The organism is Yersinia rochesterensis (genome assembly GCF_003600645.1).
GTDB classification, from domain to species: Bacteria; Pseudomonadota; Gammaproteobacteria; order Enterobacterales; family Enterobacteriaceae; genus Yersinia; species Yersinia rochesterensis.
Window position 1 is genome coordinate 3312469 of record NZ_CP032482.1, and the last position, 24450, is coordinate 3336918.

Genomic DNA, 24450 nt, shown 5'->3' on the forward strand with positions numbered 1-24450 from the left:
AAAGCTGTCTTTGACTGACCCCCAATAGATTTGAGGGGACAGGAAGACGGCAAGTAAGTGCATCCCGATAAGTCTATTTATTTTAAGGTCACTGACCAGTCAGTGATTCGGGAACAAATTTGAACGCTGTTTGCGGCAACCTCGTAGAGGCGATGGCCATGAATGGGCTGAGTAACCGGACGCAATCAACACTCCTGCAACTTGAAAGATGACGGGGATAATATGAGCCAACGTGGATTAGAAGCCCTACTACGCCCCAAGTCTATTGCGGTCATTGGCGCATCTGAAAAACCGGAGCGCGCGGGTTTTCTAATGATGCGTAATTTGCTCGATGGCGGCTTTAATGGCCCGATTCTACCTGTTACTCCTACTCATAAAGCCGTTTGTGGTGTGCTGGCTTACGCAAATATCGCCAGCCTACCCATTACCCCCGACCTGGCCATTTTGTGCACCCATGACCGCCGTAACCTATCACTGCTGGAAGACTTAGGGACTCGGGGTTGTAAAGCGGTGATTATCCTGTCGGCGGCAACTGAACAATTCCCTGAACTGAAAGCCTGCGCGCAACGCCACCATATGCGCTTACTTGGCCCAAACAGTCTGGGTTTACTGGCTCCGTGGCAAGGGTTAAATGCCAGCTTCTCGCCAGTGCCTATCAAAAAAGGGCGGCTGGCGTTTATCTCCCAATCAGCGGCAGTTGCCAACACCATTTTGGACTGGGCGCAGCAACGCGAAGTGGGATTCTCTTACTTCATTGCTCTCGGTGATAGCCTGGACATTGATGTCGATGACTTGCTCGACTTCCTCGCCAGAGATGGGAAAACCAGCGCTATCATGTTGTATCTTGAGCATATCAGTGATGCGCGCCGCTTCTTATCCGCCTCCCGCAGTGCCTCGCGCAATAAACCCATTCTGGTGGTCAAAAGCGGCCGCAGCCAACGTGCCCAACAATTACTCAATGGCCAACAAGGGTTGGATGCTGCCTATGACGCAGCCATTCAGCGCGCGGGTCTGTTGCGGGTTCAAGATACTCACGAGCTATTTTCGGCAGTCGAAACACTAAGCCATATGCACCCATTGCGCGGGGAGCGGTTACTGATTGTCAGCAATGGCGCAGCCCCGGCGGCAATGGCCTTGGATGAGTTGATTAGCCGTAATGGCAAGCTGGCAACACTGTCTGATACCACGCAATCCGCCCTGAGCGCGGCACTACCGCCTTTTGTTTCCTTACGAAATCCGATTGACCTGCGGGATGATGCCAGCGCTGAGCGCTATTTAGCGGCGCTTAAACCCTTATTGGACAGCACCGATTACGACGCGCTGTTGCTTATCCACTCACCGAGCGCAGCGGCACCGGGCGGTAAAACCGCTGAGTTATTGATATCGGCCATCCGCCAGCACCCGCGCGGTAAGCGCATTACCTTGCTAACTAATTGGTGCGGTGAATATTCATCACAAGATGCCCGTCGTTTATTCACGGAGGCCGGTATTCCGACCTATCGCACGCCAGAAGGCGCGATAACCGCCTTTATGCACATGGTTGAATATCGCCGTAACCAAAAGCAGTTAAAAGAAACTCCAGCCTTGCCTATCGGCCTCACGGCCAATACCGCCCATGTGCACCAGTTAATTCGCCAGGCCCTGGCAGAAGGTACGACCCAACTTGATACCCATGAAGTGCAGCCGATCCTTGAAGCCTATGGCCTCAGCATGTTGCCAACCTGGATTGCCAGTGACAGTGTCGAAGCAGTACATATTGCTGAGCGGTTGGGCTATCCGGTTGCCATCAAATTACGCTCGCCAGATATTGCGCATAAATCCGAAGTTCAGGGAGTCATGTTATACCTGCGTACCGCAATCGAAGTGCAACGGGCAGCGGACGATATTCTTGATCGCGTGAAACGCACTTATCCCCAAGCCCGTATCGACGGTTTATTGGTGCAAAGTATGGCAAACCGCGCTGGGGCGCAGGAGCTACGGATTGCTGTGGAACAAGATGCCATTTTTGGCCCACTCATTATGCTGGGGGAAGGCGGCATTGAATGGCACCATGAAACGCAGGCCGCAGTTGCATTACCGCCCCTCAATATGGCATTAGCCCGCTATCTGATAATCCAGGCGGTCAAAGGTGGAAAAATCCGCAGCCGCGGCTCACTGCAACCTCTCGACATTCCTGGCCTGAGCCGTTTGCTAGTACAAGTTTCCAACTTGATTCTCGACTGCCCTGAAATCTCGCGTTTAGATATTCACCCCGTGCTTGCTTCTGGCAGTGAGTTCACGCTGCTGGATGTATCAATGCAGTTAGCTCCCGTCACTGGCGACCCACAAGCGCGACTGGCTATCCGCCCCTACCCGCACGAGTTGGAACAAACCGTGATACTAAAAGACGGCTCTCATTGCTTATTCCGCCCTATCTTGCCGGAGGATGAGCCGCTGCTAAAACTGTTTATTGATCAAGTCACTAAAGAAGATCTCTACTATCGCTACTTCAGTGAAATCAACGAATTCAGCCACGATGATTTGGCGAACATGACACAGATTGACTATGATCGGGAAATGGCCTTTGTTGCGGTGCGTCAAAATGCAACTGGCCCGGAAATTATTGGTGTCACGCGCGCGCTATCTGACCCTGACAATATTGATGCGGAGTTCGCTGTCTTGGTGCGCTCAGATTTAAAAGGACTGGGGCTGGGGCGGGAGTTGCTCGAGAAAATGATCCAGTACACCCGCAGCCATGGGTTAACTCGGCTAACAGCAGTCACCATGCCCAATAATCGGGGTATGATTGGGTTGGCGAAGAAACTGGGTTTTAGTATTGATGTGCAAATGGAAGATGGCATTGTTAACCTAGAGCTGACACTTTGATTTCAATCACCTGAATCGCTGTGATATAGCCCACATAGATAAGTGATTCGGTCTACGGTTGGCAAAACTTGCGCACAATCCGGAAAAGTAGTGGTATTATCGCCCGACTCTATGGATTAGTGTTTTTTTGGATATGGCGGTTCTGCCATCAAATAACAAGAGAAGAAGCGCACTGTGATGTTGTCAAAATTCAAACGTAGCAAACATCAACAACACCTTGCACAACTGCCCAAACTCCCCCAGTCAGTTGATGATGTCCAAACGCTTTATTGCCCCAAGGTTTTCCGCTCTACTCTGCTGGAATTAATAGGCCAGGCGACCAAACGTATCTATCTGGTGGCGCTTTACCTTGAGCAGGATGATGCAGGCCGTGATGTGATGAGCGCTCTCTATCAGGCCAAACAGCGGCATCCTGAGCTGGAAATTTGTGTATTAGTGGATTGGCATCGCGCCCAACGAGGCCGCATCGGGGCCGCCGCTGTTAATACTAATGCAGATTGGTATTGTGAGATGGCAAACAAGCACCCAGATATCTGTGTTCCGGTTTACGGTGTCCCGGTGAATACCCGCGAAGCCCTTGGTGTGTTGCATCTGAAAGGTTTTATCATTGATGATACCGTAATTTACAGTGGTGCCAGCATCAATGATGTCTATCTCTATCAAAACGATAAATATCGTTATGACCGTTATCAATTAATTACGAATCAATCATTAGCCGATATTATGGTTGATTATGTGAAGCAACGAGTTCTGAGTGCAGGTGCCGTTCAGCGTCTCGATCGCATTGATCGCCCCACTAATCCTGAGATCAAAAACGAAACTCGGCAGTTTCGATCATCACTGCGAGATATCGGTTATCAATTTCCAGCACAAGCTGGCAATGATGAATTAGCAGTCACTCCGCTGGTTGGGCTAGGTAAAAAAAGCCAACTCAACAAAACTATTCATCATTTAATGGCTTCCGCTGATGAACGCCTCACTATTTGTACGCCCTATTTCAACCTGCCCGCATTGTTAGTTCGTAATATCATTTATCTACTGCGCGAAGGTAAACAGGTTGAGATTATTGTTGGTGACAAAACAGCGAACGACTTTTATATTCCCGAAGATCAGCCGTTTAAAATCATTGGTGCTTTACCATACCTATATGAAATCAACTTGCGCCGCTTCCTTAGCCGCTTACAGCGCTTTATAGATAATGGTCAACTGATTGTTCGTTTATGGAAAGATGGCGACAATACTTATCATCTGAAAGGGATGTGGGTAGATAATAACTGGCAGTTGATCACGGGGAACAATCTGAATCCACGTGCATGGCGTCTGGATCTGGAAAATGCCATTTTGATCCACGATCCTAAGCATGAGATGCATGAGCAGCGTGCAAAAGAGCTGGAATGTATTCGAACTCATACTAAAGTTGTTTCACACTACCTTGAACTTGAGAATATTCAGCAGTATCCGGTCAAGGTGCGTAAACTGATCCGCCGCTTACGCAGAATTCGTATCGACCGACTCATTAGTCGTATTCTGTAAAATTCAAACAAAAAACCCGGCTCTATTACCGGGTTTTCTGTCTCCAGCCAGGGGAGGAACGGCATGTGGTGCCCACCTTATCTTCGCCCTTTAATTATTGCCCCGCTACTTTTCACCAGCTCTGCATGTACCCATATGGCCAACGATAGCTGGACGGGAAAAGATAAAGCCCAACATTTTTTTGCCTCTGCAGCACTAGCCGCTGCGGGTACAGCTTATGGTGAACATCAGAATTGGTCAGATGCCAAAAGCCGCAATTTCGGTTTACTATTTTCGATAAGTATCGGCGCAGCTAAAGAGCTATATGATAGCCGCCAAGCTGGCACGGGCTGGAGTTGGAAAGATTTTGCCTGGGATGTCGCTGGCGCAGTCACTGGCTATAGTCTTTATCAGGCAGTTAACTAAGATTACCTATAGAACTACTGGCGCTAGTCTAACCGATCAATATACTCATATTGTATTTTGTTTTAAGTGGATACATAAAAAAAGCCCTCTGCGCAGCAGAAGGCTTTTCTCTTTTTCTTTTCCACATAGCAAAAACCCCACGCTTTTGGCATGGGGTCTCGGCTTTATTTGATGCCTGGCAGTGTCCTACTCTCGCATGGGGAGACCCCACACTACCATCGGCGCTACGGCGTTTCACTTCTGAGTTCGGCATGGAGTCAGGTGGTTCCACCGCGCTATGGCCGCCAGGCAAATTCTGTTTCAATTAACCCGCTATGCAATATCACACAGCCAGCCAATCCAATCTCGGAACTTCGCTGAAAATCTTAATTTCTCTCAAATCACCAAAACACCTTCGGTGTTGTAAGGTTAAGCCTCACGGATCATTAGTACTGGTTAGCTCAATGCATCGCTGCACTTACACACCCAGCCTATCAACGTCATAGTCTTTAACGTTCCTTCAGGGGGCTTAAAGCCCCAGGGAAGACTCATCTCGAGGCAAGTTTCCCGCTTAGATGCTTTCAGCGGTTATCTCTTCCGAATTTAGCTACCGGGCAATGCCATTGGCATGACAACCCGAACACCAGTGATTCGTCCACTCCGGTCCTCTCGTACTAGGAGCAGCCCCTCTCAATCTTCCAACGCCCACGGCAGATAGGGACCGAACTGTCTCACGACGTTCTAAACCCAGCTCGCGTACCACTTTAAATGGCGAACAGCCATACCCTTGGGACCTACTTCAGCCCCAGGATGTGATGAGCCGACATCGAGGTGCCAAACACCGCCGTCGATATGAACTCTTGGGCGGTATCAGCCTGTTATCCCCGGAGTACCTTTTATCCGTTGAGCGATGGCCCTTCCATTCAGAACCACCGGATCACTAAGACCTACTTTCGTACCTGCTCGAGCCGTCACTCTCGCAGTCAAGCTAGCTTATGCCTTTGCACTAACCTCACGATGTCCGACCGTGATTAGCTAACCTTCGTGCTCCTCCGTTACTCTTTGGGAGGAGACCGCCCCAGTCAAACTACCCACCAGACACTGTCCTCACCCCGGATTACGGGGCCGAGTTAGAACATCAAACATTAAAGGGTGGTATTTCAAGGTTGGCTCCATGCAGACTGGCGTCCACACTTCAATGCCTCCCACCTATCCTACACATCAAGGCTCAATGTTCAGTGTCAAGCTATAGTAAAGGTTCACGGGGTCTTTCCGTCTTGCCGCGGGTACACTGCATCTTCACAGCGAGTTCAATTTCACTGAGTCTCGGGTGGAGACAGCCTGGCCATCATTACGCCATTCGTGCAGGTCGGAACTTACCCGACAAGGAATTTCGCTACCTTAGGACCGTTATAGTTACGGCCGCCGTTTACTGGGGCTTCGATCAAGAGCTTCGCCTTGCGGCTGACCCCATCAATTAACCTTCCAGCACCGGGCAGGCGTCACACCGTATACGTCCACTTTCGTGTTTGCACAGTGCTGTGTTTTTATTAAACAGTTGCAGCCAGCTGGTATCTGCGACTGGCTTCGGCGCCGGGAGCAAGTCCCATTACCTAATGCCAGCGTGCCTTCTCCCGAAGTTACGGCACCATTTTGCCTAGTTCCTTCACCCGAGTTCTCTCAAGCGCCTGAGTATTCTCTACCTGACCACCTGTGTCGGTTTGGGGTACGATTTAATGTTACCTGATGCTTAGAGGCTTTTCCTGGAAGCTTGGCATCAACTACTTCATCACCGTAGTGACTCGTCATCACACCTCAGCGTTGATAAGCAACCGGATTTACCAAGTCGCTCCGCCTACATGCTTAAACCGGGACAACCGTCGCCCGGCTAGCCTAGCCTTCTCCGTCCCCCCTTCGCAGTAACACCAAGTACAGGAATATTAACCTGTTTCCCATCGACTACGCTTTTCAGCCTCGCCTTAGGGGTCGACTCACCCTGCCCCGATTAACGTTGGACAGGAACCCTTGGTCTTCCGGCGTGCGGGTTTTTCACCCGCATTATCGTTACTTATGTCAGCATTCGCACTTCTGATACCTCCAGCAACCCTCACAGGTCACCTTCAACGGCTTACAGAACGCTCCCCTACCCAACAACACCTAAGTGTCGCTGCCGCAGCTTCGGTGCATGGTTTAGCCCCGTTACATCTTCCGCGCAGGCCGACTCGACCAGTGAGCTATTACGCTTTCTTTAAATGATGGCTGCTTCTAAGCCAACATCCTGGCTGTCTATGCCTTCCCACATCGTTTCCCACTTAACCATGACTTTGGGACCTTAGCTGGCGGTCTGGGTTGTTTCCCTCTTCACGACGGACGTTAGCACCCGCCGTGTGTCTCCCGTGATAACATTCTTCGGTATTCGGAGTTTGCATCGGTTTGGTAAGCCGGGATGGCCCCCTAGCCGAAACAGTGCTCTACCCCCGAAGATGAGTTCACGAGGCGCTACCTAAATAGCTTTCGGGGAGAACCAGCTATCTCCCGGTTTGATTGGCCTTTCACCCCCAGCCACAAGTCATCCGCTAATTTTTCAACATTAGTCGGTTCGGTCCTCCAGTTAGTGTTACCCAACCTTCAACCTGCCCATGGCTAGATCACCGGGTTTCGGGTCTATACCTTGCAACTAGACGCCCAGTTAAGACTCGGTTTCCCTACGGCTCCCCTATTCGGTTAACCTTGCTACAAAATATAAGTCGCTGACCCATTATACAAAAGGTACGCAGTCACACCACGAAGGTGCTCCCACTGCTTGTACGTACACGGTTTCAGGTTCTATTTCACTCCCCTCGCCGGGGTTCTTTTCGCCTTTCCCTCACGGTACTGGTTCACTATCGGTCAGTCAGGAGTATTTAGCCTTGGAGGATGGTCCCCCCATATTCAGACAGGATGTCACGTGTCCCGCCCTACTCATCGAGTTCACAGCAAGTGTGTTTTTGTGTACGGGAGTATCACCCTGTACCCTGCGACTTTCCAGACGCTTCCACTAACACACAAACTGATTCAGACTCTGGGCTCCTCCCCGTTCGCTCGCCGCTACTAGGGGAATCTCGGTTGATTTCTTTTCCTCGGGGTACTTAGATGTTTCAGTTCCCCCGGTTCGCCTTGCATGGCTATGTATTCACCATGCAATAGTGCAACGAATTGCACTGGGTTTCCCCATTCGGGTATCGTCGGTTATAACGGTTCATATCACCTTACCGACGCTTTTCGCAGATTAGCACGCCCTTCATCGCCTCTGACTGCCTAGGCATCCACCGTGTACGCTTAGTCGCTTAACCTCACAACCCGAAGGTGTCTTTGCAGACAACTTGCGTTGCGATTATTTGAGAGACTCTAATACAGGTTAATCCTTATCTCAGTACATCTACGGAGAGATAAGTTTCAGCTGTATTGTTTCAATTTTCAGCTTGTTCCAGATTGTTAAAGAGCAATATTTCACAACACACTGAGTCTTGCGACCGCAGTACGTTTTGAAATAGTTTTATATGGTGGAGCTAAGCGGGATCGAACCGCTGACCTCCTGCGTGCAAGGCAGGCGCTCTCCCAGCTGAGCTATAGCCCCATATAAAAAGCAAAATACCTTATCGGCATAACTCATTCTCAGACAAGGCGCAGTCACGCGACGTTTATTGTTATAAACGAGTGTGTCTGTAACGCAGTATGAGGATGAGTTGGTGGGTCTGAGTGGACTTGAACCACCGACCTCACCCTTATCAGGGGTGCGCTCTAACCACCTGAGCTACAGACCCAACAAGGTACTAAAGCCCGACTAATTTCTCAGCCCGGCCTTATTTGCTCGTTACTTTCTATCAGACAATCTGTGTGGACACTACGCAATGCGTATCGTTAGGTAAGGAGGTGATCCAACCGCAGGTTCCCCTACGGTTACCTTGTTACGACTTCACCCCAGTCATGAATCACAAAGTGGTAAGCGCCCTCCCGAAGGTTAAGCTACCTACTTCTTTTGCAACCCACTCCCATGGTGTGACGGGCGGTGTGTACAAGGCCCGGGAACGTATTCACCGTAGCATTCTGATCTACGATTACTAGCGATTCCGACTTCATGGAGTCGAGTTGCAGACTCCAATCCGGACTACGACAGACTTTATGTGGTCCGCTTGCTCTCGCGAGTTCGCTTCACTTTGTATCTGCCATTGTAGCACGTGTGTAGCCCTACTCGTAAGGGCCATGATGACTTGACGTCATCCCCACCTTCCTCCGGTTTGTCACCGGCAGTCTCCCTTGAGTTCCCACCATTACGTGCTGGCAACAAAGGATAAGGGTTGCGCTCGTTGCGGGACTTAACCCAACATTTCACAACACGAGCTGACGACAGCCATGCAGCACCTGTCTCACAGTTCCCGAAGGCACCGAAGCATCTCTGCTAAGTTCTGTGGATGTCAAGAGTAGGTAAGGTTCTTCGCGTTGCATCGAATTAAACCACATGCTCCACCGCTTGTGCGGGCCCCCGTCAATTCATTTGAGTTTTAACCTTGCGGCCGTACTCCCCAGGCGGTCGACTTAACGCGTTAGCTCCGGAAGCCACGCCTCAAGGGCACAACCTCCAAGTCGACATCGTTTACAGCGTGGACTACCAGGGTATCTAATCCTGTTTGCTCCCCACGCTTTCGCACCTGAGCGTCAGTCTTTGTCCAGGGGGCCGCCTTCGCCACCGGTATTCCTCCAGATCTCTACGCATTTCACCGCTACACCTGGAATTCTACCCCCCTCTACAAGACTCTAGCTTGCCAGTTTCAAATGCAGTTCCCACGTTAAGCGCGGGGATTTCACATCTGACTTAACAAACCGCCTGCGTGCGCTTTACGCCCAGTAATTCCGATTAACGCTTGCACCCTCCGTATTACCGCGGCTGCTGGCACGGAGTTAGCCGGTGCTTCTTCTGCGAGTAACGTCAATCAATCGTGCTATTAACACGACTGCCTTCCTCCTCGCTGAAAGTGCTTTACAACCCGAAGGCCTTCTTCACACACGCGGCATGGCTGCATCAGGCTTGCGCCCATTGTGCAATATTCCCCACTGCTGCCTCCCGTAGGAGTCTGGACCGTGTCTCAGTTCCAGTGTGGCTGGTCATCCTCTCAGACCAGCTAGGGATCGTCGCCTAGGTGAGCCATTACCCCACCTACTAGCTAATCCCATCTGGGCACATCCGATGGCGTGAGGCCCGAAGGTCCCCCACTTTGCTCTTGCGAGGTCATGCGGTATTAGCTACCGTTTCCAGTAGTTATCCCCCTCCATCAGGCAGTTTCCCAGACATTACTCACCCGTCCGCCGCTCGCCGGCAAAGTAGTAAACTACTTCCCGCTGCCGCTCGACTTGCATGTGTTAGGCCTGCCGCCAGCGTTCAATCTGAGCCATGATCAAACTCTTCAATTTAAGATTTGTTTGATTTGCTATGAGTTAACATAGCGATGCTCAAAGATTACTTTCTGCAAATATGCATTCGAACCGAAGTTCAAATGTGTACTGCTTTGGTCACTCTTCAAGACTTTGATATTTCTTCTGCCTGTCGAAACAGGCTTCGATATCGTCTTGCGAGTGCCCACACAGATTGTCTGATAAATTGTTAAAGAGCGTTCGTTACCCGTTTGCCTTTCGGCGAATCTTACGGTAACGCGGGAGGCAGATAATACGCTTTCCCGCTACAGAGTCAACCACTTAATCAGTTAATTTCCTCTGTTCTCCCCAGCCACTCTGTGAAGTTGCTCACAGCGCCGTGTCGATGGATGCGCATTATAGGGAGCTGCTTCAGAATGGCAAGGGTTTATATTAAAGTTTTTTCCGTTTGCTGACTATTTAAACGAAACGACTATTTGTGACGCATTTTTATCGCTTTTGGCAGGTCAGCCAGGCTATTTAGCACCCAATCTGCCGCTGCTTCACCTTCTGCAGTCACAGGCTTACCGGTGCGGACTAACACTTTAGTACCGATATTTGCCGCTAGTGCTGCCTGCATATCTTCAATTTTGTCGCCAACCATATAAGAAGAAGCCATATCGATGTTCAATTCACTTTGTGCTTGCAGTAACATGCCTGGCAATGGCTTACGGCATTCACATGTTTCGCGAAACTCCGCTACACTGCCATCGGGATGATGTGGGCAGAAATAGATACCATCTAAATCAACACCACGATCAGCAAGAGACCAATCCATCCACTCGGTGAGGCTCAAAAATTGCTCTTCGGTAAAAATACCGCGCGCAATCCCTGATTGGTTGGTAACCAAAACCAGAGCAAAACCCATTTCTTTCAATTCACGGCAAGCATCAATAACACCATCGATAAACTGAAAATTATCAATTTCGTGGACATAACCATGATCAACATTAATTGTTCCATCACGATCTAAAAATATTGCGGGGACGGGCTGAGTCACTTATCTGCTCCTGAGGGCTGTAAACTTGGTTAGTATCGCATGTTTTCTTACCGATTGAGAATGGCAGAGAATCAGTGTTGCCAGTTGACTTAGCCGTCTAGACGCCTTAACATCCAATCTATACTTTGGGTTCTGCCAAAGTTTACTTTTTATCTAGCCACGGAAATGACGATAAAATAAGAATAATATGATTAAACTTTCTCATATCAGCAAAGTATTCCAGCAGGGTTCGCGCACCATTACCGCGCTTTCAGACGTGAGTTTGCACGTCCCAGCTGGGCAAATTTATGGCGTTATTGGTGCCTCAGGTGCCGGTAAAAGTACCTTGATCCGATGCGCCAATATGTTAGAACGCCCCACCAGCGGACAAGTACTGGTTGATGGGCAAGATCTGACAACGTTATCTGAAGGCCAACTGACTCGCGCTCGTCGTCAGATTGGCATGATTTTCCAGCATTTCAATTTGCTCTCCTCGCGCACAGTGTATGGCAATATCGCGTTGCCACTTGAACTGGACAACACATCACGTGCAGATATAAAGAAGAGAGTCACTGAGCTGCTGGATTTAGTCGGGCTTGCCGATAAACAAGATGCTTACCCTGCAAATCTGTCCGGTGGGCAAAAACAACGCGTTGCTATCGCCCGCGCTTTGGCCAGTAATCCTAAGGTTCTGCTGTGTGACGAAGCCACCAGTGCGCTGGATCCTGCAACCACCCGTTCAATTCTGGAATTGCTAAAAGATATTAATCGCCGTTTGGGTCTGACCATCTTGCTTATTACCCATGAAATGGATGTGGTGAAACGCATTTGTGATCAAGTTGCGGTTATCAGTGATGGCAAATTGATTGAGAAAGACAGTGTCAGTGAAGTGTTTTCTCATCCAAAAACACCACTGGCGCAACAATTTATTCAATCAACCCTACATTTGGATATTCCAGAAGATTACGCACTGCGTATGACCCAAGAGCCAACCACAGACCGAGTCCCGCTGCTTAAACTGGAGTTCACCGGTAAGTCTGTTGATGCGCCGTTGATTTCACAGGCTGTTCGTCGCTTTAATATTGATATTGGTATCCTTAGCTCGCAAATGGACTATGCCGGCGGTGTTAAATTTGGTGTCATGCTGGCTGAGCTGCATGGCGACAATCATGATGGCCTCGCAGCTATCAAATTCTTGCAAGATCATCATGTAAAAGTAGAGGTTCTGGGTTATGTCTGAGGCAATGATGTGGTTAATGGGCCGAGGCGTCTGGGAAACTCTAATGATGACGTTTGTCTCTGGCTTCTTTGGTTTTGTGTTGGGGCTGCCTGTCGGGGTTCTATTGTATGTCACTCGCCCAGGGCAAATTATTGCGAACAATAAGATTTATCGCACCTTGTCTGGGGTAGTGAATATCTTCCGCTCCATACCTTTTATTATCTTATTGGTATGGATGATTCCATTCACTCGGATGATCGTCGGCACCTCTATTGGTTTACAGGCGGCAATAGTCCCGTTAACGGTAGGTGCCGCTCCGTTTATTGCTCGCATGGTGGAAAATGCTCTTTTGGAAATTCCATCAGGATTGGTTGAAGCAGCCCGTGCTATGGGTGCTACACCCATGCAAATCATCAAAAAAGTGTTGTTACCCGAAGCGCTACCAGGTTTGGTAAATGCAGCCACAATTACTTTAATTACCTTAGTGGGTTATTCCGCTATGGGGGGCGCAGTCGGTGCCGGTGGTTTAGGTCAAATCGGCTATCAGTATGGTTACATTGGTTATAATGCCACGGTAATGAATACAGTGTTGGTGCTATTAGTTATTTTGGTTTATCTGATTCAGTTAAGTGGCGATCGGATCGTAAAAGCCGTTACCCACAAGTAGTTATTGATACATATATTACCCAAAGGACTTGGATCTACAGGTAGGCAGCAAGCGAATGAATCCTGATGAGCTTATCAAGTAAGTGATTCAGGTGAGTGAACGTAGCGAACAACCCTGTAGCCCAAAGTACGAAGGGTATAGCGACGGCCTCACACAGCGGCGCATCTTAACAAGTGTTTATAGAGGAAAGGATATGTCTTTAAAATTCAAATCTATTGCGGCAGTTAGTGCATTAATCGGTACTCTGGCACTGGTGGGTTGCGGCCCAGCGGAAAAAGATCCAAACCATATTAAAGTCGGTGTAATTGTGGGTGCTGAACAGCAAGTTGCTGAAGTTGCACAAAAAGTAGCAAAAGACAAATATGGCCTGGATGTTGAATTGGTCACCTTCAATGATTATGTATTACCGAATGAAGCACTGAGCAAAGGCGATATTGACCTGAATGCTTTCCAGCATAAACCTTATCTGGATCAGCAAATCAAAGATCGTGGCTACAAACTGGTTTCTGTTGGTAACTCATTCGTTTACCCGATTGCTGGTTACTCTAAAAAAATCAAATCATTGGAAGAACTACAACCTGGCTCTCAGGTAGCATTGCCAAATGACCCGACTAACCTGGGCCGCTCACTGTTGCTGCTGCAAAAAGTCGGTCTGATTAAACTGAAAGACGGCGTTGGTCTGCTGCCAACAGTGCTGGATGTGGTTGAGAACCCTAAAAACCTGAAATTGATTGAACTGGAAGCGCCTCAGTTGCCACGTTCTTTGGATGACCAACAGATCGCATTGGCAATCATCAACACCACTTATGCTAGCCAAATTGGCCTGACACCGGCTAAAGATGGCCTGTTTGTCGAAGATAAAGACTCACCTTACGTTAACCTGATCGTGGCCCGTGAAGACAACAAAGATGCGGAAAACGTGAAGAAATTCGTTCAAGCTTATCAATCTGACGAAGTTTACGACGCAGCAAACAAAGCATTCAATGGTGGTGCAGTTAAAGGCTGGTAATAGTCAGTTAGCTATTTTGCTGAATACTGAATTTGCTGAATATAGGTTTCCTAAATTCACTGTTTGCTAAATATATTGCAAGACGGGCTATAGCCCGTCTTGTTATTTGCATAATAGATTGCTTCAATAGCGCCTCTTAAATAAAAAGGCTGAGGAATTTCTATGCGTGCGTTACCTCTGTGTCTGTTAGCTCTCTCGCTAACTGGGTGTTCCGTGCTTCAATCAAAGCCATCCACCACAGAAAATCCGGTTAAGCAACCGTCTCCGGTTATCAAATCCAGCCCTACCGTTGCCCCTCGTCCGGCTCCGGTAAAACTGTATAAAAGTGCAGAAGAGCTTGTTGGTAAGCCTTTTCGCGATTTAGGCGAAGTGTCCGGTGAATCTTGCCAATCCACCGTTCAGGACTCCCCACCGAGTATTGCAACCGCTCGTAAGAGAATGCAGACTCGAGCATCCTATATGAAAGCCAATGCAGTCTTACTGCATCAATGTGAAATACAAAGTGGTGTCCCCGGCTGTTATCAACAAGCCGTGTGTCAAGGCTCTGCACTGAATGTTTCATCAAAATGAGTGTTTTCTCCTTTAATCAGATTGGCGTCATCCGCTCACCCTATAAAGAAAAGTTTGCCGTGCCGCGCCAACCGGGTCTGATTGAAGATGGTGGTGGCGAATTGCACCTATTAGCTCCCTATAACCAAGCGGAAGCTGTGCGAGGTTTGGCTGATTTTAGCCATTTATGGGTGATGTTCGTTTTCCATCAAACCATGGATGGTGGTTGGCGGCCTACGGTTCGCCCTCCGCGCCTAGGTGGTAATACTCGAATGGGGGTATTTGCCACCCGCTCCACCTTTCGGCCTAACCCGATTGGCATGTCCCTCATAGAGTTGAAAGGGGTGCATTGCCAAGGAGGACAAGTCATTTTGACGCTAGGCAGTCTGGATCTCGTTGATGGCACGCCAGTGATTGATATCAAACCTTATTTGCCTTTTGCGGAGAGCCAACCCCAGGCGCGCGCGGGTTTTGCTCAAACAGCACCCGATGCAGACATGCCGGTGAGTTTTTCTCCTACCGCCGAACAACAGTTAATACAGCAACAACAACGTTATCCACATTTGCGGCGTTTTATCACTCAGGTTTTAGCGCAAGACCCGCGCCCAGCCTACCGAAAAAGTGATAATGAAAGCCGAGAATATGCGGTTCTACTACTAGAATTTAACGTGCGCTGGCGGGTTATTGCCGGCCAAACGGAAGTGTTATCACTCGACCCATACTAAATTTCACCCAGCTCTCTTTTGACAACCCGCACTCGCTGGTAAACTAAATTACTTTTTACTTTTTTGGCTGCCTCTATTTGTTGCAGTGCCAATGGAACCAAAACATCATGCGTACTAGCCAATATTTGCTCTCCACTCTGAAGGAGACACCTGCTGATGCTGAAGTGATCAGCCACCAGTTGATGCTCCGCGCCGGGATGATCCGTAAACTGGCCTCAGGTCTTTATACCTGGTTGCCGACCGGAGTCCGGGTGTTGAAGAAAGTCGAAAACATCGTGCGTGAAGAAATGAATAACGCCGGTGCAATCGAAGTTTCAATGCCTGTCGTGCAACCGGCTGATTTATGGCAAGAGAGTGGCCGTTGGGAACAATATGGCCCTGAACTGTTACGTTTTGTTGACCGCGGCGAGCGCCCTTTTGTACTCGGCCCAACTCATGAAGAAGTCATTACTGACTTGATTCGTGGCGAGATCAACTCTTACAAGCAGTTGCCACTGAATTTCTTCCAAATTCAAACCAAGTTCCGTGATGAAGTTCGCCCACGTTTTGGCGTGATGCGCGCCCGTGAGTTCCTGATGAAAGACGCTTACTCTTTCCATACCACTCAGGAATCATTGCAGGAAACTTATGACGCAATGTATGCCGCATACAGTAAAATTTTCAGCCGTATGGATCTGAATTTCCGTGCGGTACTGGCAGATACTGGCTCCATCGGTGGCAGTGCATCCCACGAGTTCCAAGTGCTGGCAGACAGTGGTGAAGACGATATCGTGTTCTCAACCGGTTCTGATTATGCTGCTAACATTGAATTCGCTGAAGCGCTGGCACCGGCTCAACCACGAGCAGCTGCGGCAGAAGAACTGCGTATCATTGATACTCCGAATGCAAAAACCATCGCTGAATTAGTCGAGCAGTTCACACTGCCGATTGAAAAAACCGTGAAAACCTTAATAGTTCATGCTCATGAAGAGAGTGGCCATAAGCTGGTTGCCCTGCTGGTTCGTGGTGATCACGAACTAAATGAGATTAAAGCTGAAAAATTGCCGCAAGTTGCCAAGCCATTAACTTTCGCGACAGAAGAAGAAATTCGTGCAGTTATTGGTGCTGGCCCAGGTTCATTAGGCCCGGTTAATCTACCAATGCCTGTTGTCGCTGATCGCAGTGTCGCGGTGATGAGTGATTTTGGCGCAGGCGCGAATATCGATGGCAAACATTACTTTGGCATTAACTGGGAGCGTGATTTGCCGCTGCCACACATTGCAGGCTTGCGCAATGTGGTTGAAGGCGATATTAGCCCAGATGGTCAAGGCACTTTGCTTATCAAACGCGGCATTGAAGTGGGTCATATCTTCCAGTTAGGGACGAAATACTCAGAAGCCATGAAAGCCACAGTTCAAGGTGAAGATGGCCGCAACCAAGTGATGACCATGGGCTGTTACGGTATTGGGGTTTCCCGTGTGGTTGCTGCTGCCATTGAACAGAATCATGATGACCGCGGTATTATTTGGCCGGATGCTATTGCACCATTCCAGGTGGCTATTTTGCCAATGAATATGCATAAATCTTTCCGCGTCAAAGAACTGGCAGAAGAGTTATATACGACCCTGCGCTCTCATGGCATTGACGTTATTCTCGACGATCGTAAAGAGCGCCCTGGCGTGATGTTTGCTGATATGGAATTAATTGGCGTGCCACACAATATCGTTATTGGTGACCGCAATCTCGACAGCGAAGAAGTGGAATATAAAAATCGCCGTGCTGGTGAAAAGCAAATGATTAAAACCAGTGAAATCATTGATTTCTTGCTGAGCCAAATCAAACGCTAATTAGCTCTAAATAGAAAGCCGCCAGAATGTGAATAACAGCTGGCGGTTTTTTTATTGCAGCAAAAGTCAGATTCTACTGACTGTCGCAGCTCTTATTGGCATTGAACTGAATATCGCCTGCCGGGATCAGTGTTTTATCTGATTGCCCTTCCTCCATTGACGGCCGAATATCAAAATGGCCATTAAGGGTCAGGAATACTGGTTCCCCCACATTTTTACGCGCTTTTAAATATCCCTTTTCCAAGGCGATATTATTTTCCACTGGGAAAGTTTTGCCCGTTGCGCAATCGGTAAATACTGCCGCATCAGCAAAGTATTTATACATGCCGCTAAGCGGCATCGGCGTTTTAGGTAAAGGCTGAGCGCTGGGTACTAACTGATAATTCAATTTAGATTCAATCGGCAGGCCTTGTTGATCAAGCATTACAAGGTTTTTACCAACAGGTCGGAAATAACGTTTTTCCCCCTGCCCGGTGGTTAACACTAATTTATCCGCCGTACGCGCCCAGTGACCATATTCTGCAAATGCTTGGTCACCATCTTTGCTACCAAGATAAACTTCTTTCAAAATAAAAGTTCCATCACTATCGAGGAACAAAGAAGTATCCAGGCCGCTGCAATCTGCACAAGGTAAAACACCCTGATAACTTTGCTGCATGGGTTGTAAAACCTGCTCAACCGGCTGATGCCGATTATTACAACCTAATAATGACAGTGCACCTACTGCCAAAAATAGCGTTATTGTTAATTTACTCACAGTCATTCTCCCATACTGTGTCCGATATAAAAGGATGAAGCCGCATCAGTCACTATTGGGGCTGATATCAGCATCAATCCTGATGTATTTTACCGCGCAGCGCTTTTGTCGCTCCTTTGCGGACTTTACTTTCAACTCGCCTGATTTTTGAACCTTTGGTCGGTTTCGTCGCCCTGCGAGTTTTTTCTACCACCATCGCCTGACGGATTAATGCTACCAACCGCGCTAATGCAGCCTCGCGATTCATATCCTGGCTACGGTATTCTTGCGCTTTAATAATGATGACCCCCTCAGCGGTCATCAAATGGCTATTGAGCAATAATAGCCTTTCTTTATAATACTCTGGCAGGCTTGAGGCCTTAATGTCAAAGCGCAAATGGATGGCTGTTGAGGTTTTATTCACATGCTGCCCACCCGCACCTTGGGCCCGAATAGCCGTCAGTTCAATCTCGCTGTCGGGTAAGCTGACATTATTGGATATAATCAACACGCTTATTGCCCATCGCCTTGCCATTCATCAAAACTAATTTCCAGATTATTCTTATCATCTGATAACCAAATAGTTCCCTCTTGCAGCGTGGCTTGCAATGACATATTGCGCTGAGACAGCGCGGCCAACTTTGCCATTTTTTCATCATCCAGGAAACGCACCCGAAGATTACGATGCCCCGATAACTTTTCCTGCACCTGTGGCCACCACACTTTAGCGGCCCTTTCGCTGTAAGCATAGAGCACAACTTGCTGTGACTGGTTACAAGCTTTACGCAACCGCTTTTCCTCTGGCAGCCCCAATTCAACCCATAGTTCAATGCCATTGTGATCATTGTGACGCCAAATTTCAGGTTCGTCATCAGCACTCAAGCCTTTGGTAAACAACAAACGCTCATCAGCATGACAAATCCATGCCAATAAACGCAACATCATGCGCTGGTCAGTTTCAGATGGGTGTTGCGCGATGGTCAGGTTAATATCCTGAAAAAAATTACGGTCCATATCAGCGATGTTAACGGCAGCTTTATGGATGGTTGCTTTTAGTGCCATGGGTGACCTCTTAATTATCTGGCTTATAGTGTACTTGATTAAGTCTGCTAGCAGCCAGCCCGGTATAAAGTGAGTTATTAATTGTATCAATACTAAAAAGAAAGCTTTGTTCTGGCGCTGATATCTCCAACACTCCTGTGCTATAGTCCTTATAAGTTCAGAGTTTATCTTCGTAGGTTAACAGCGTGGTATTTGTGCTGAGAATCTACCGGGTTAAACTTTTCCGGGAGGATTACTGTGCAGCAATACTGTGAATTAGTACGCCGTTTTTATGCCGAAATTGGAAGTGGTGACCTTGGCTACGTGCCAGACGCCCTGCGCTGTGTATTGAAAGCATTGGACGAAGTTGCGGCTAACGACGCACTCCCGTCCTCCGTTAGGGAACAGGCGGCCTATGCCGCCGCTAACTTATTGGTGAGCGATTATGTCGATGAGTGAAGAGTATCAACCCATCAATTGTGATGACTACGATAATCTGGAACTCGCCTGCCAACATCACCTGATACTGACGTTGAAGTTGAGAGGCGGTGAGCTTGTAGAAGGTAAAGCTAGTGACCTGCTGCTGAGAAAAAAGGTCGAATACCTGATTGTCGAGCAAGAGGGGACAATGCGTGAGTTACGTCTTGACCACATAGCCAGCTTCAGTCACCCCGAGATAGGGACTGTAGTAGTAAGTGCATCATAATTCTGCACCTTTAACGACGGGCCACTGAAAAGTGGCCCGTTTTGCATTCAGGACAGGCTAATTAAGGTTTCAAACTCGCATAATAAGCCGCCAAATCTGAAAAATCCTCATCAGACAAATTAACAACATAGGCGCGCATCACTTCCGCCTGTCCACCGGTACGCGTCCCTTTCTTATAAGCTGCCAGTGATTGTTCTAAATACATAGCATTTTGCCCTGCAAGATTAGGATACATAGGCACTGAAACTTTGCCCTGTGCACCATGGCAGGCCACACAGCTGGCTGACTTCACACGACCGGCTTCTATATCATTTTTTGCCAATGCCGAAAAACTACATAAACTAAGTGCCACTATACTAACGACTAATTTCATCATTGCTCCTCAAGAATCAACAATATTATTTCTTCTTATTATTTAATGCCGGTTTGGCCCAATGTAGATGCCAGCACGGGTCGCCTTCATTAACTTGCCCCGCTTGAGTGACAAATACACCGGCAGCGGCAATTAATTGTTCGCCAAAATACAGCAGAGGAATACGTTCCCGTTGCCACGGCGGGATACCTAACTCCTGCCATATTTTCTTGCCTTGACGAGAGTGGTGCCGCCCGACAATTTTTATATCCCCTTGTAAACCAAAGCGAATGCTTATTTCTTCGCCAAGAGCGGGAGGCTTAATAGCTTGCCCGCCCTCGCGCGTAAAACTCAGCACCCCAAGATTGGCGGGCAAAATCAAAGGCGCGGGTACAGCCACCGCCTCGTCAGGTGCGACCTGAACTTTAGCCCAAGACAGATGCGGTGTTCGTATCTCTGCCAGTGGTGATAGCAGGTACAAATATTGCCTAAAACGGCGAACCTGATATATGCCAAGAGTCAATTGAGGCTCGGCATCCTGTCTGGCCATCGCCACTTCCAACCACAAACGTTGCAGTTGGCTTTGTGATGGCATTGAAGCACCACGTCCAGCCAACCAACGGCGCAATATCGCGGCGCGTTTAGCCTCGGAGGCAAGTAATAACCCCTCGACAGACAGCGCTCCCTCTTCATTTTGCAGTTGTTGCAGATTATCAGCCAGCAACTCATCCAATAGTTGCTCTTGTTCAGCACATAAACTGGCACTGCGCGCCGTCGCTTGAGCAAAATGTGGCCAGCGCTGAGTCAACAAAGGTAAGATTCTTAATCGCAGGAAATTGCGATCAAAACGATCGTCCTGATTACTGTCATCTTCAATCCATTGTAAGTGCTGTGTTCGAGCATAGTTTTCTAACATTTCACGAGAAAATGCCAATAATGGCCGCCATAGTTGGCTGTGAGCAAAAGGCATTTTAGCCGCCATGGCAGATAAACCCGCCGGGCCACTGCCGCGTTTGAGTGCCAGTAAGAAGGTTTCACACTGGTCATCTAAATGCTGGGCGGTAAGCAGTACTTCATTGGCGGCTAAATGTGAGGTAAAAGCCTCATAACGAGCGGTTCGCGCCGCCGCCTCAATACCCGCATGACGCGTATCAATATTAACGCGCACCACTTTCAGTGGAATTTTCCATTGCCGACACTGTTGTTGGCAATGCGTTACCCAACTATCTGCCCGTGGGTTTAAACCATGATGAATATGAATAGCGCGAATGATCAAATCAGGAATAAGCTGATCGCGCAGGCAAACCAATAGATGCAGCAGCACGCTAGAATCCAAGCCACCACTAAACCCAACCAGAACATGGCGTTGTTCACCCAATTGAGCGAACAGTGGGTTGAGTAAAACATTGGGTGTCGCAGGAGTGGCGTTCATCTTATTCCGCTATCAATTCATAGAGCTCCAGAGGTAAACCATCTGGGTCATTAAAGAAAGTAAAACGTGATTGTGTATAGGGATCAATGCGAACTGCTTCGCAAATCACACCAGCAGCGTCAAGTTCCTGCATCGCCAGTTCAATATCATCGACCTGAAAAGCCAAATGCCGTAAACCGCATGCTTCCGGGCGGCTAGGCCGTGGTGCCGGAGAGGGGAAAGAGAATAGCTCAATCGTATACTGGCCGTTTAGCGCCAGATCAGCTTTCCACGAGTCCCGCGCTTCACGATAAACTTCACTCAGGAGGCTAAAACCCAGTATTTCACAGTAGAATTTTTTGCTTGCCTGATAATCTGATCCAATGATTGCAATATGGTGAACCTGACGTATTGCTAACATATATCTCCTATATTATCCCATTAGTGCCATCGGTTAGTCCATTTTATTCTTGTACAAGAATAATACTAAAAACAAAATATTCATAATTATTCATTCACTAAAATATAAAAAAATACAACTCGACATAAAAACACATTTGATGACATGTGAATAATTGTTTTTATATAAACCCCATATCAGTAACACGTGCTACTTTCTAACTTTGAAAACAATATAATTAAAATGAAACTAAAAAATAAAAAACCGAGGTTAACATGTTAAATACAAATAGAATGAGTATAGATTTCATCAGAAAACTATCTTTAATTACCCTTGTTTTCACCAGTTTATCGGCCTCTGCTAGTAATCCAGTGAATATTGTTTATCGAGTAGATAGCCGCCCCCAGAAGAAATCACCTTGGCGGGGGGAATGATCCCCTATTTTCATTTACTTCATAGCAATGATTTATTAGAGCATTTCACAGGAGAGGCACCTATGGGTTATACCAGTGGATTTGTTTCAACCACCTCTTTATTAGAGCACGCAATCGATCATTCTATTTTTGAATTCGATATTGACGATGAAGGTTTATATATAGATAATTTTGAGACTTATCTATATGCTATTCGCCCGGCTGATAACTTCTATAATGTCGACGAGTCCATTAGCCATGCCAGAGATGCCTCACCTCAAAACGCCTATCAGTACACGATGTTGCGTGATGCTCTGGAAGAGTGGGGTGGCATGGAAGAATGGGTGGCATATGGTGGTTTTGCTCACACCCGGATTATAGCGTATGCCCCCATTAATGCTGCTTTACTGAATCAGTATTACCAATCTGGCGCTATGAATTCAGACGTTTTTTGGGCTACACGTTGGCATTCTAACCCATCATACTCGCCTCAATTTGATCATGATCAGAGTTCCTCCATACCTTACCCAACCGTTGGTACGCCGAATGGGTTCATTATTATGGCCCAGAATGAGGCCGGGCAACAATTACCACTGCCAGTGGTGACAGGAACTGCATGTAATGATAGCCAAAATATAAATCACTTAATAATGAAAAGAGAAAGTTTTGCTAAAAGAACATGTCTTAATGAAAAATTTCCCACTATTAAATATTTTTACAATAAGAAAGCACTGGCTTCTATATTACTATTACTAACCTTAAATTAATGATTTGAAAATAATAACCATTTCGTCACTTAAACTGATAAGGATACTTTATGATTAAATTAATCGCCGCCACCGTAATGATATTATTATGCCACCATTCTTTTTCAGAATATATATTATCGGGGAAAGTTAATGGCCTTCGTAATTCAGAATGATAACTGTCACATTTCAATTAAAACCAACACTATATCTGGCTACAGTAATATTTGGCACTACATAGAGAAAGAGAAAATCTGTAAATTAGCACAGTTAGCTTATGTGTTAGGGAAAAATATCACTATTAATGCTCAGGAAAACTCTAACCCAGACTATGCCAGTACAATAGTTGATATAGCGGTGACTGATACAACCATTCAATGGCCGCCCTATAATAAATCTAATCATAATTAAATATAAAAAATCCGGCGCTAACTCAGCACCGGATTTTCAAATATCATTTTTATGCCATTGACTCAGCAATAACCGTAATTCATCAGACGTTGATAACGACGATTTAATAACTCTTCGTCATTCAGAACATCCAGATCACTAAGATCAGCCAGAAGCTGTGCTTTCAGTGAAGCGGCAATCGCCAGGTAATCACGATGCGCTCCTCCTAAAGGCTCAGGAATGACGGAGTCGATCATCTTCAGTTCTTTCAAACGGTGAGCGGTAATGCCCATGGCTTCTGCGGCTAATGGTGCTTTATCAGCACTTTTCCACAAAATAGACGCACAGCCTTCTGGGGAGATAACAGAATAAGTGCTGTATTGCAGCATATTCACTTTATCACCCACACCGATTGCCAGCGCACCGCCAGAACCACCTTCACCAATGACAGTACAAACGATAGGCACATTCAGGCGTGACATTTCGCGTAAATTACGTGCAATGGCTTCAGATTGACCGCGTTCTTCTGCGCCGACACCAGGGTATGCCCCTGGTGTATCAATGAAAGTAATGATTGGCAGTTTAAAACGCTCAGCCATTTCCATCAGACGCAATGCTTTACGATAACCTTCTGGTGCTGGCATCCCAAAGTTACGACGAATCTTCTCTTTGGTTTCACGGCCTTTTTGGTGACCAATGATCATCACCGGGCGACCGTCCAGACGTGCAATCCCACCAACGATAGCTTTATCGTCAGCATAGGCGCGATCACCGGCCAGCTCTTCGAAATCGGTAAAGATATTAGCGATATAATCCAGGGTATAAGGACGACGAGGATGGCGTGCCAATTGGGCAATTTGCCATGCACCGAGATCCGAGAATATCTTCCGCGTCAGCTCGACACTTTTCTCACGTAGACGCTGAACCTCTTCGTCCAGATTAATATCTAATTTTTCGTCTTGACGGCTGACTGCGGTCAGCGAGTCAATTTTCGCTTCCAGCTCTGCAATCGGCTGTTCAAAATCAAGAAAATTCAGACTCATAGCATTCC

20 protein-coding genes, 2 tRNA genes and 3 rRNA genes are annotated in these 24450 nt (G+C 47.6%); 12 read left to right on the plus strand and 13 right to left on the minus strand.

Annotated elements, in window-relative coordinates:
* Window positions 1–222 precede the first annotated feature (222 nt).
* The 3 genes from DXZ79_RS15415 to DXZ79_RS15425 all read left to right on the plus strand — a co-directional run bounded on the left by DXZ79_RS15415 (window position 223) and on the right by DXZ79_RS15425 (window position 4803).
* Window positions 223–2865 carry a bifunctional acetate--CoA ligase family protein/GNAT family N-acetyltransferase gene (locus DXZ79_RS15415; RefSeq protein WP_038631308.1) on the plus strand — a complete coding sequence of 881 codons (2643 nt, stop codon included), beginning with the start codon at window positions 223–225 and terminating at the stop codon, window positions 2863–2865.
* A gap of 180 nt (window positions 2866–3045) precedes the next feature.
* Window positions 3046–4398: a CDP-diacylglycerol--serine O-phosphatidyltransferase gene (gene pssA, locus DXZ79_RS15420; protein ID WP_390613834.1), complete on the plus strand. Its 1353-nt coding sequence runs from the start codon at window positions 3046–3048 to the stop codon at window positions 4396–4398.
* A gap of 63 nt (window positions 4399–4461) precedes the next feature.
* Window positions 4462–4803, plus strand: coding sequence for a YfiM family lipoprotein (locus tag DXZ79_RS15425; RefSeq protein WP_038631304.1), 342 nt, complete (start codon window positions 4462–4464; stop codon window positions 4801–4803).
* Window positions 4804–4976: 173 nt separating this feature from the next.
* Here the strand turns inward: DXZ79_RS15425 and rrf are convergent.
* The 6 genes from rrf to gmhB all read right to left on the minus strand — a co-directional run bounded on the left by rrf (window position 4977) and on the right by gmhB (window position 11230).
* Window positions 4977–5092: ribosomal RNA gene (rrf, locus tag DXZ79_RS15430) — 5S ribosomal RNA — on the minus strand.
* 115 nt (window positions 5093–5207) lie between these two features.
* Window positions 5208–8114, minus strand: a 23S ribosomal RNA gene (locus DXZ79_RS15435).
* Between the two features lie 208 nt (window positions 8115–8322).
* Window positions 8323–8398 (minus strand) — tRNA-Ala (locus DXZ79_RS15440).
* 110 nt (window positions 8399–8508) lie between these two features.
* Window positions 8509–8585 (minus strand) — tRNA-Ile (locus DXZ79_RS15445).
* 102 nt (window positions 8586–8687) lie between these two features.
* Window positions 8688–10230: ribosomal RNA gene (locus DXZ79_RS15450) — 16S ribosomal RNA — on the minus strand.
* The 16S, 23S and 5S rRNA genes sit together here with 2 tRNA genes alongside, the layout of an rRNA operon.
* Window positions 10231–10663: 433 nt before the next feature.
* Window positions 10664–11230 carry a D-glycero-beta-D-manno-heptose 1,7-bisphosphate 7-phosphatase gene (gmhB, locus tag DXZ79_RS15460; protein ID WP_038631301.1) on the minus strand — a complete coding sequence of 189 codons (567 nt, stop codon included), beginning with the start codon at window positions 11228–11230 and terminating at the stop codon, window positions 10664–10666.
* Between the two features lie 187 nt (window positions 11231–11417).
* Here gmhB and metN point away from each other — a divergent pair, with 187 nt between their 5' ends.
* The 6 genes from metN to proS all read left to right on the plus strand — a co-directional run bounded on the left by metN (window position 11418) and on the right by proS (window position 17204).
* Window positions 11418–12449, plus strand: a complete 1032-nt coding sequence (gene metN, locus DXZ79_RS15465; RefSeq protein WP_050292055.1) for a methionine ABC transporter ATP-binding protein MetN — start codon at window positions 11418–11420, stop codon at window positions 12447–12449.
* The gene (locus DXZ79_RS15470) at window positions 12442–13095 is read left to right on the plus strand and encodes a methionine ABC transporter permease MetI (RefSeq protein WP_032813821.1); all 654 of its coding nucleotides are present in this window, start codon (window positions 12442–12444) and stop codon (window positions 13093–13095) included. The genes metN and DXZ79_RS15470 overlap by 8 nt, the downstream gene beginning before the upstream one ends.
* Before the next feature lie 193 nt (window positions 13096–13288).
* The gene (locus tag DXZ79_RS15475) at window positions 13289–14104 is read left to right on the plus strand and encodes a MetQ/NlpA family lipoprotein (RefSeq protein ID WP_004391674.1); all 816 of its coding nucleotides are present in this window, start codon (window positions 13289–13291) and stop codon (window positions 14102–14104) included.
* A 162-nt stretch (window positions 14105–14266) separates the two neighbouring features.
* Entirely contained in the window at window positions 14267–14674 is a 408-nt protein-coding gene (gene rcsF / locus DXZ79_RS15480; RefSeq protein ID WP_120011423.1) for an Rcs stress response system protein RcsF, read from the plus strand.
* A complete protein-coding gene (gene tsaA, locus DXZ79_RS15485; protein ID WP_050292056.1) occupies window positions 14671–15378 on the plus strand; it encodes a tRNA (N6-threonylcarbamoyladenosine(37)-N6)-methyltransferase TrmO in 708 nt (235 codons plus the stop codon). Before rcsF ends, tsaA begins: the two co-directional genes overlap by 4 nt.
* A gap of 107 nt (window positions 15379–15485) precedes the next feature.
* The gene (gene proS / locus DXZ79_RS15490; RefSeq protein ID WP_120011424.1) at window positions 15486–17204 is read left to right on the plus strand and encodes a proline--tRNA ligase; all 1719 of its coding nucleotides are present in this window, start codon (window positions 15486–15488) and stop codon (window positions 17202–17204) included.
* 73 nt (window positions 17205–17277) lie between these two features.
* Here proS and nlpE read toward each other — a convergent pair whose 3' ends face one another.
* The 3 genes from nlpE to DXZ79_RS15505 all read right to left on the minus strand — a co-directional run bounded on the left by nlpE (window position 17278) and on the right by DXZ79_RS15505 (window position 19002).
* Complete coding sequence (nlpE, locus tag DXZ79_RS15495; RefSeq protein ID WP_038639358.1) at window positions 17278–17961, minus strand: envelope stress response activation lipoprotein NlpE; 684 nt, start codon at window positions 17959–17961, stop codon at window positions 17278–17280.
* A gap of 73 nt (window positions 17962–18034) precedes the next feature.
* Window positions 18035–18451 (minus strand): alternative ribosome rescue aminoacyl-tRNA hydrolase ArfB, encoded by a 417-nt coding sequence (gene arfB / locus DXZ79_RS15500; RefSeq protein ID WP_038631286.1) that lies wholly within the window; start codon window positions 18449–18451, stop codon window positions 18035–18037.
* A 2-nt stretch (window positions 18452–18453) separates the two neighbouring features.
* Window positions 18454–19002: a YaeQ family protein gene (locus DXZ79_RS15505; protein ID WP_038631283.1), complete on the minus strand. Its 549-nt coding sequence runs from the start codon at window positions 19000–19002 to the stop codon at window positions 18454–18456.
* 237 nt (window positions 19003–19239) lie between these two features.
* Between DXZ79_RS15505 and DXZ79_RS15510 the strand changes: the two genes are divergently transcribed.
* Window positions 19240–19440, plus strand: coding sequence for a YaeP family protein (locus DXZ79_RS15510; RefSeq protein ID WP_002212152.1), 201 nt, complete (start codon window positions 19240–19242; stop codon window positions 19438–19440).
* On the plus strand, window positions 19427–19687 hold the full coding sequence (gene rof, locus DXZ79_RS15515; protein WP_038631280.1) for a Rho-binding antiterminator: 261 nt from the start codon (window positions 19427–19429) through the stop codon (window positions 19685–19687). Before DXZ79_RS15510 ends, rof begins: the two co-directional genes overlap by 14 nt.
* Window positions 19688–19748: 61 nt before the next feature.
* Here the strand turns inward: rof and DXZ79_RS15520 are convergent, their stop codons facing one another.
* From DXZ79_RS15520 to DXZ79_RS15530, 3 genes are read right to left on the minus strand one after another with little or no spacing between them, the layout of a single operon-like run.
* Window positions 19749–20063, minus strand: coding sequence for a c-type cytochrome (locus DXZ79_RS15520; protein ID WP_038631278.1), 315 nt, complete (start codon window positions 20061–20063; stop codon window positions 19749–19751).
* A gap of 22 nt (window positions 20064–20085) precedes the next feature.
* Entirely contained in the window at window positions 20086–21471 is a 1386-nt protein-coding gene (gene tilS / locus DXZ79_RS15525) for a tRNA lysidine(34) synthetase TilS (RefSeq protein WP_038631276.1), read from the minus strand.
* Between the two features lies 1 nt (window position 21472).
* The gene (locus DXZ79_RS15530) at window positions 21473–21871 is read right to left on the minus strand and encodes a VOC family protein (RefSeq protein WP_038631274.1); all 399 of its coding nucleotides are present in this window, start codon (window positions 21869–21871) and stop codon (window positions 21473–21475) included.
* Window positions 21872–22280: 409 nt separating this feature from the next.
* Between DXZ79_RS15530 and DXZ79_RS15535 the strand changes: the two genes are divergently transcribed.
* Complete coding sequence (locus DXZ79_RS15535; protein ID WP_144242876.1) at window positions 22281–23030, plus strand: hypothetical protein; 750 nt, start codon at window positions 22281–22283, stop codon at window positions 23028–23030.
* Between the two features lie 452 nt (window positions 23031–23482).
* Here the strand turns inward: DXZ79_RS15535 and accA are convergent, their stop codons facing one another.
* Window positions 23483–24442 (minus strand): acetyl-CoA carboxylase carboxyl transferase subunit alpha, encoded by a 960-nt coding sequence (gene accA, locus DXZ79_RS15545; protein ID WP_004391685.1) that lies wholly within the window; start codon window positions 24440–24442, stop codon window positions 23483–23485.
* Window positions 24443–24450 lie beyond the last annotated feature (8 nt).

What these genes read in the sequence shown, in the direction of transcription:
- tsaA (WP_050292056.1), top strand. Translation starts at nt 14,671, where the DNA reads ATGAGTGTTTTCTCCTTTAATCAGATTGGCGTCATCCGCTCACCCTAT.
- DXZ79_RS15520 (WP_038631278.1), bottom strand. Translation starts at nt 20,063, where the DNA reads ATGATGAAATTAGTCGTTAGTATAGTGGCACTTAGTTTATGTAGTTTT.
- DXZ79_RS15530 (WP_038631274.1), bottom strand. Translation starts at nt 21,871, where the DNA reads ATGTTAGCAATACGTCAGGTTCACCATATTGCAATCATTGGATCAGAT.
- DXZ79_RS15535 (WP_144242876.1), top strand. Translation starts at nt 22,281, where the DNA reads ATGATCCCCTATTTTCATTTACTTCATAGCAATGATTTATTAGAGCAT.
- DXZ79_RS15470 (WP_032813821.1), top strand. Translation starts at nt 12,442, where the DNA reads ATGTCTGAGGCAATGATGTGGTTAATGGGCCGAGGCGTCTGGGAAACT.
- DXZ79_RS15505 (WP_038631283.1), bottom strand. Translation starts at nt 19,002, where the DNA reads ATGGCACTAAAAGCAACCATCCATAAAGCTGCCGTTAACATCGCTGAT.
- metN (WP_050292055.1), top strand. Translation starts at nt 11,418, where the DNA reads ATGATTAAACTTTCTCATATCAGCAAAGTATTCCAGCAGGGTTCGCGC.
- DXZ79_RS15475 (WP_004391674.1), top strand. Translation starts at nt 13,289, where the DNA reads ATGTCTTTAAAATTCAAATCTATTGCGGCAGTTAGTGCATTAATCGGT.
- accA (WP_004391685.1), bottom strand. Translation starts at nt 24,442, where the DNA reads ATGAGTCTGAATTTTCTTGATTTTGAACAGCCGATTGCAGAGCTGGAA.
- rcsF (WP_120011423.1), top strand. Translation starts at nt 14,267, where the DNA reads ATGCGTGCGTTACCTCTGTGTCTGTTAGCTCTCTCGCTAACTGGGTGT.
- proS (WP_120011424.1), top strand. Translation starts at nt 15,486, where the DNA reads ATGCGTACTAGCCAATATTTGCTCTCCACTCTGAAGGAGACACCTGCT.
- DXZ79_RS15415 (WP_038631308.1), top strand. Translation starts at nt 223, where the DNA reads ATGAGCCAACGTGGATTAGAAGCCCTACTACGCCCCAAGTCTATTGCG.
- rof (WP_038631280.1), top strand. Translation starts at nt 19,427, where the DNA reads ATGTCGATGAGTGAAGAGTATCAACCCATCAATTGTGATGACTACGAT.
- tilS (WP_038631276.1), bottom strand. Translation starts at nt 21,471, where the DNA reads ATGAACGCCACTCCTGCGACACCCAATGTTTTACTCAACCCACTGTTC.
- DXZ79_RS15425 (WP_038631304.1), top strand. Translation starts at nt 4,462, where the DNA reads ATGTGGTGCCCACCTTATCTTCGCCCTTTAATTATTGCCCCGCTACTT.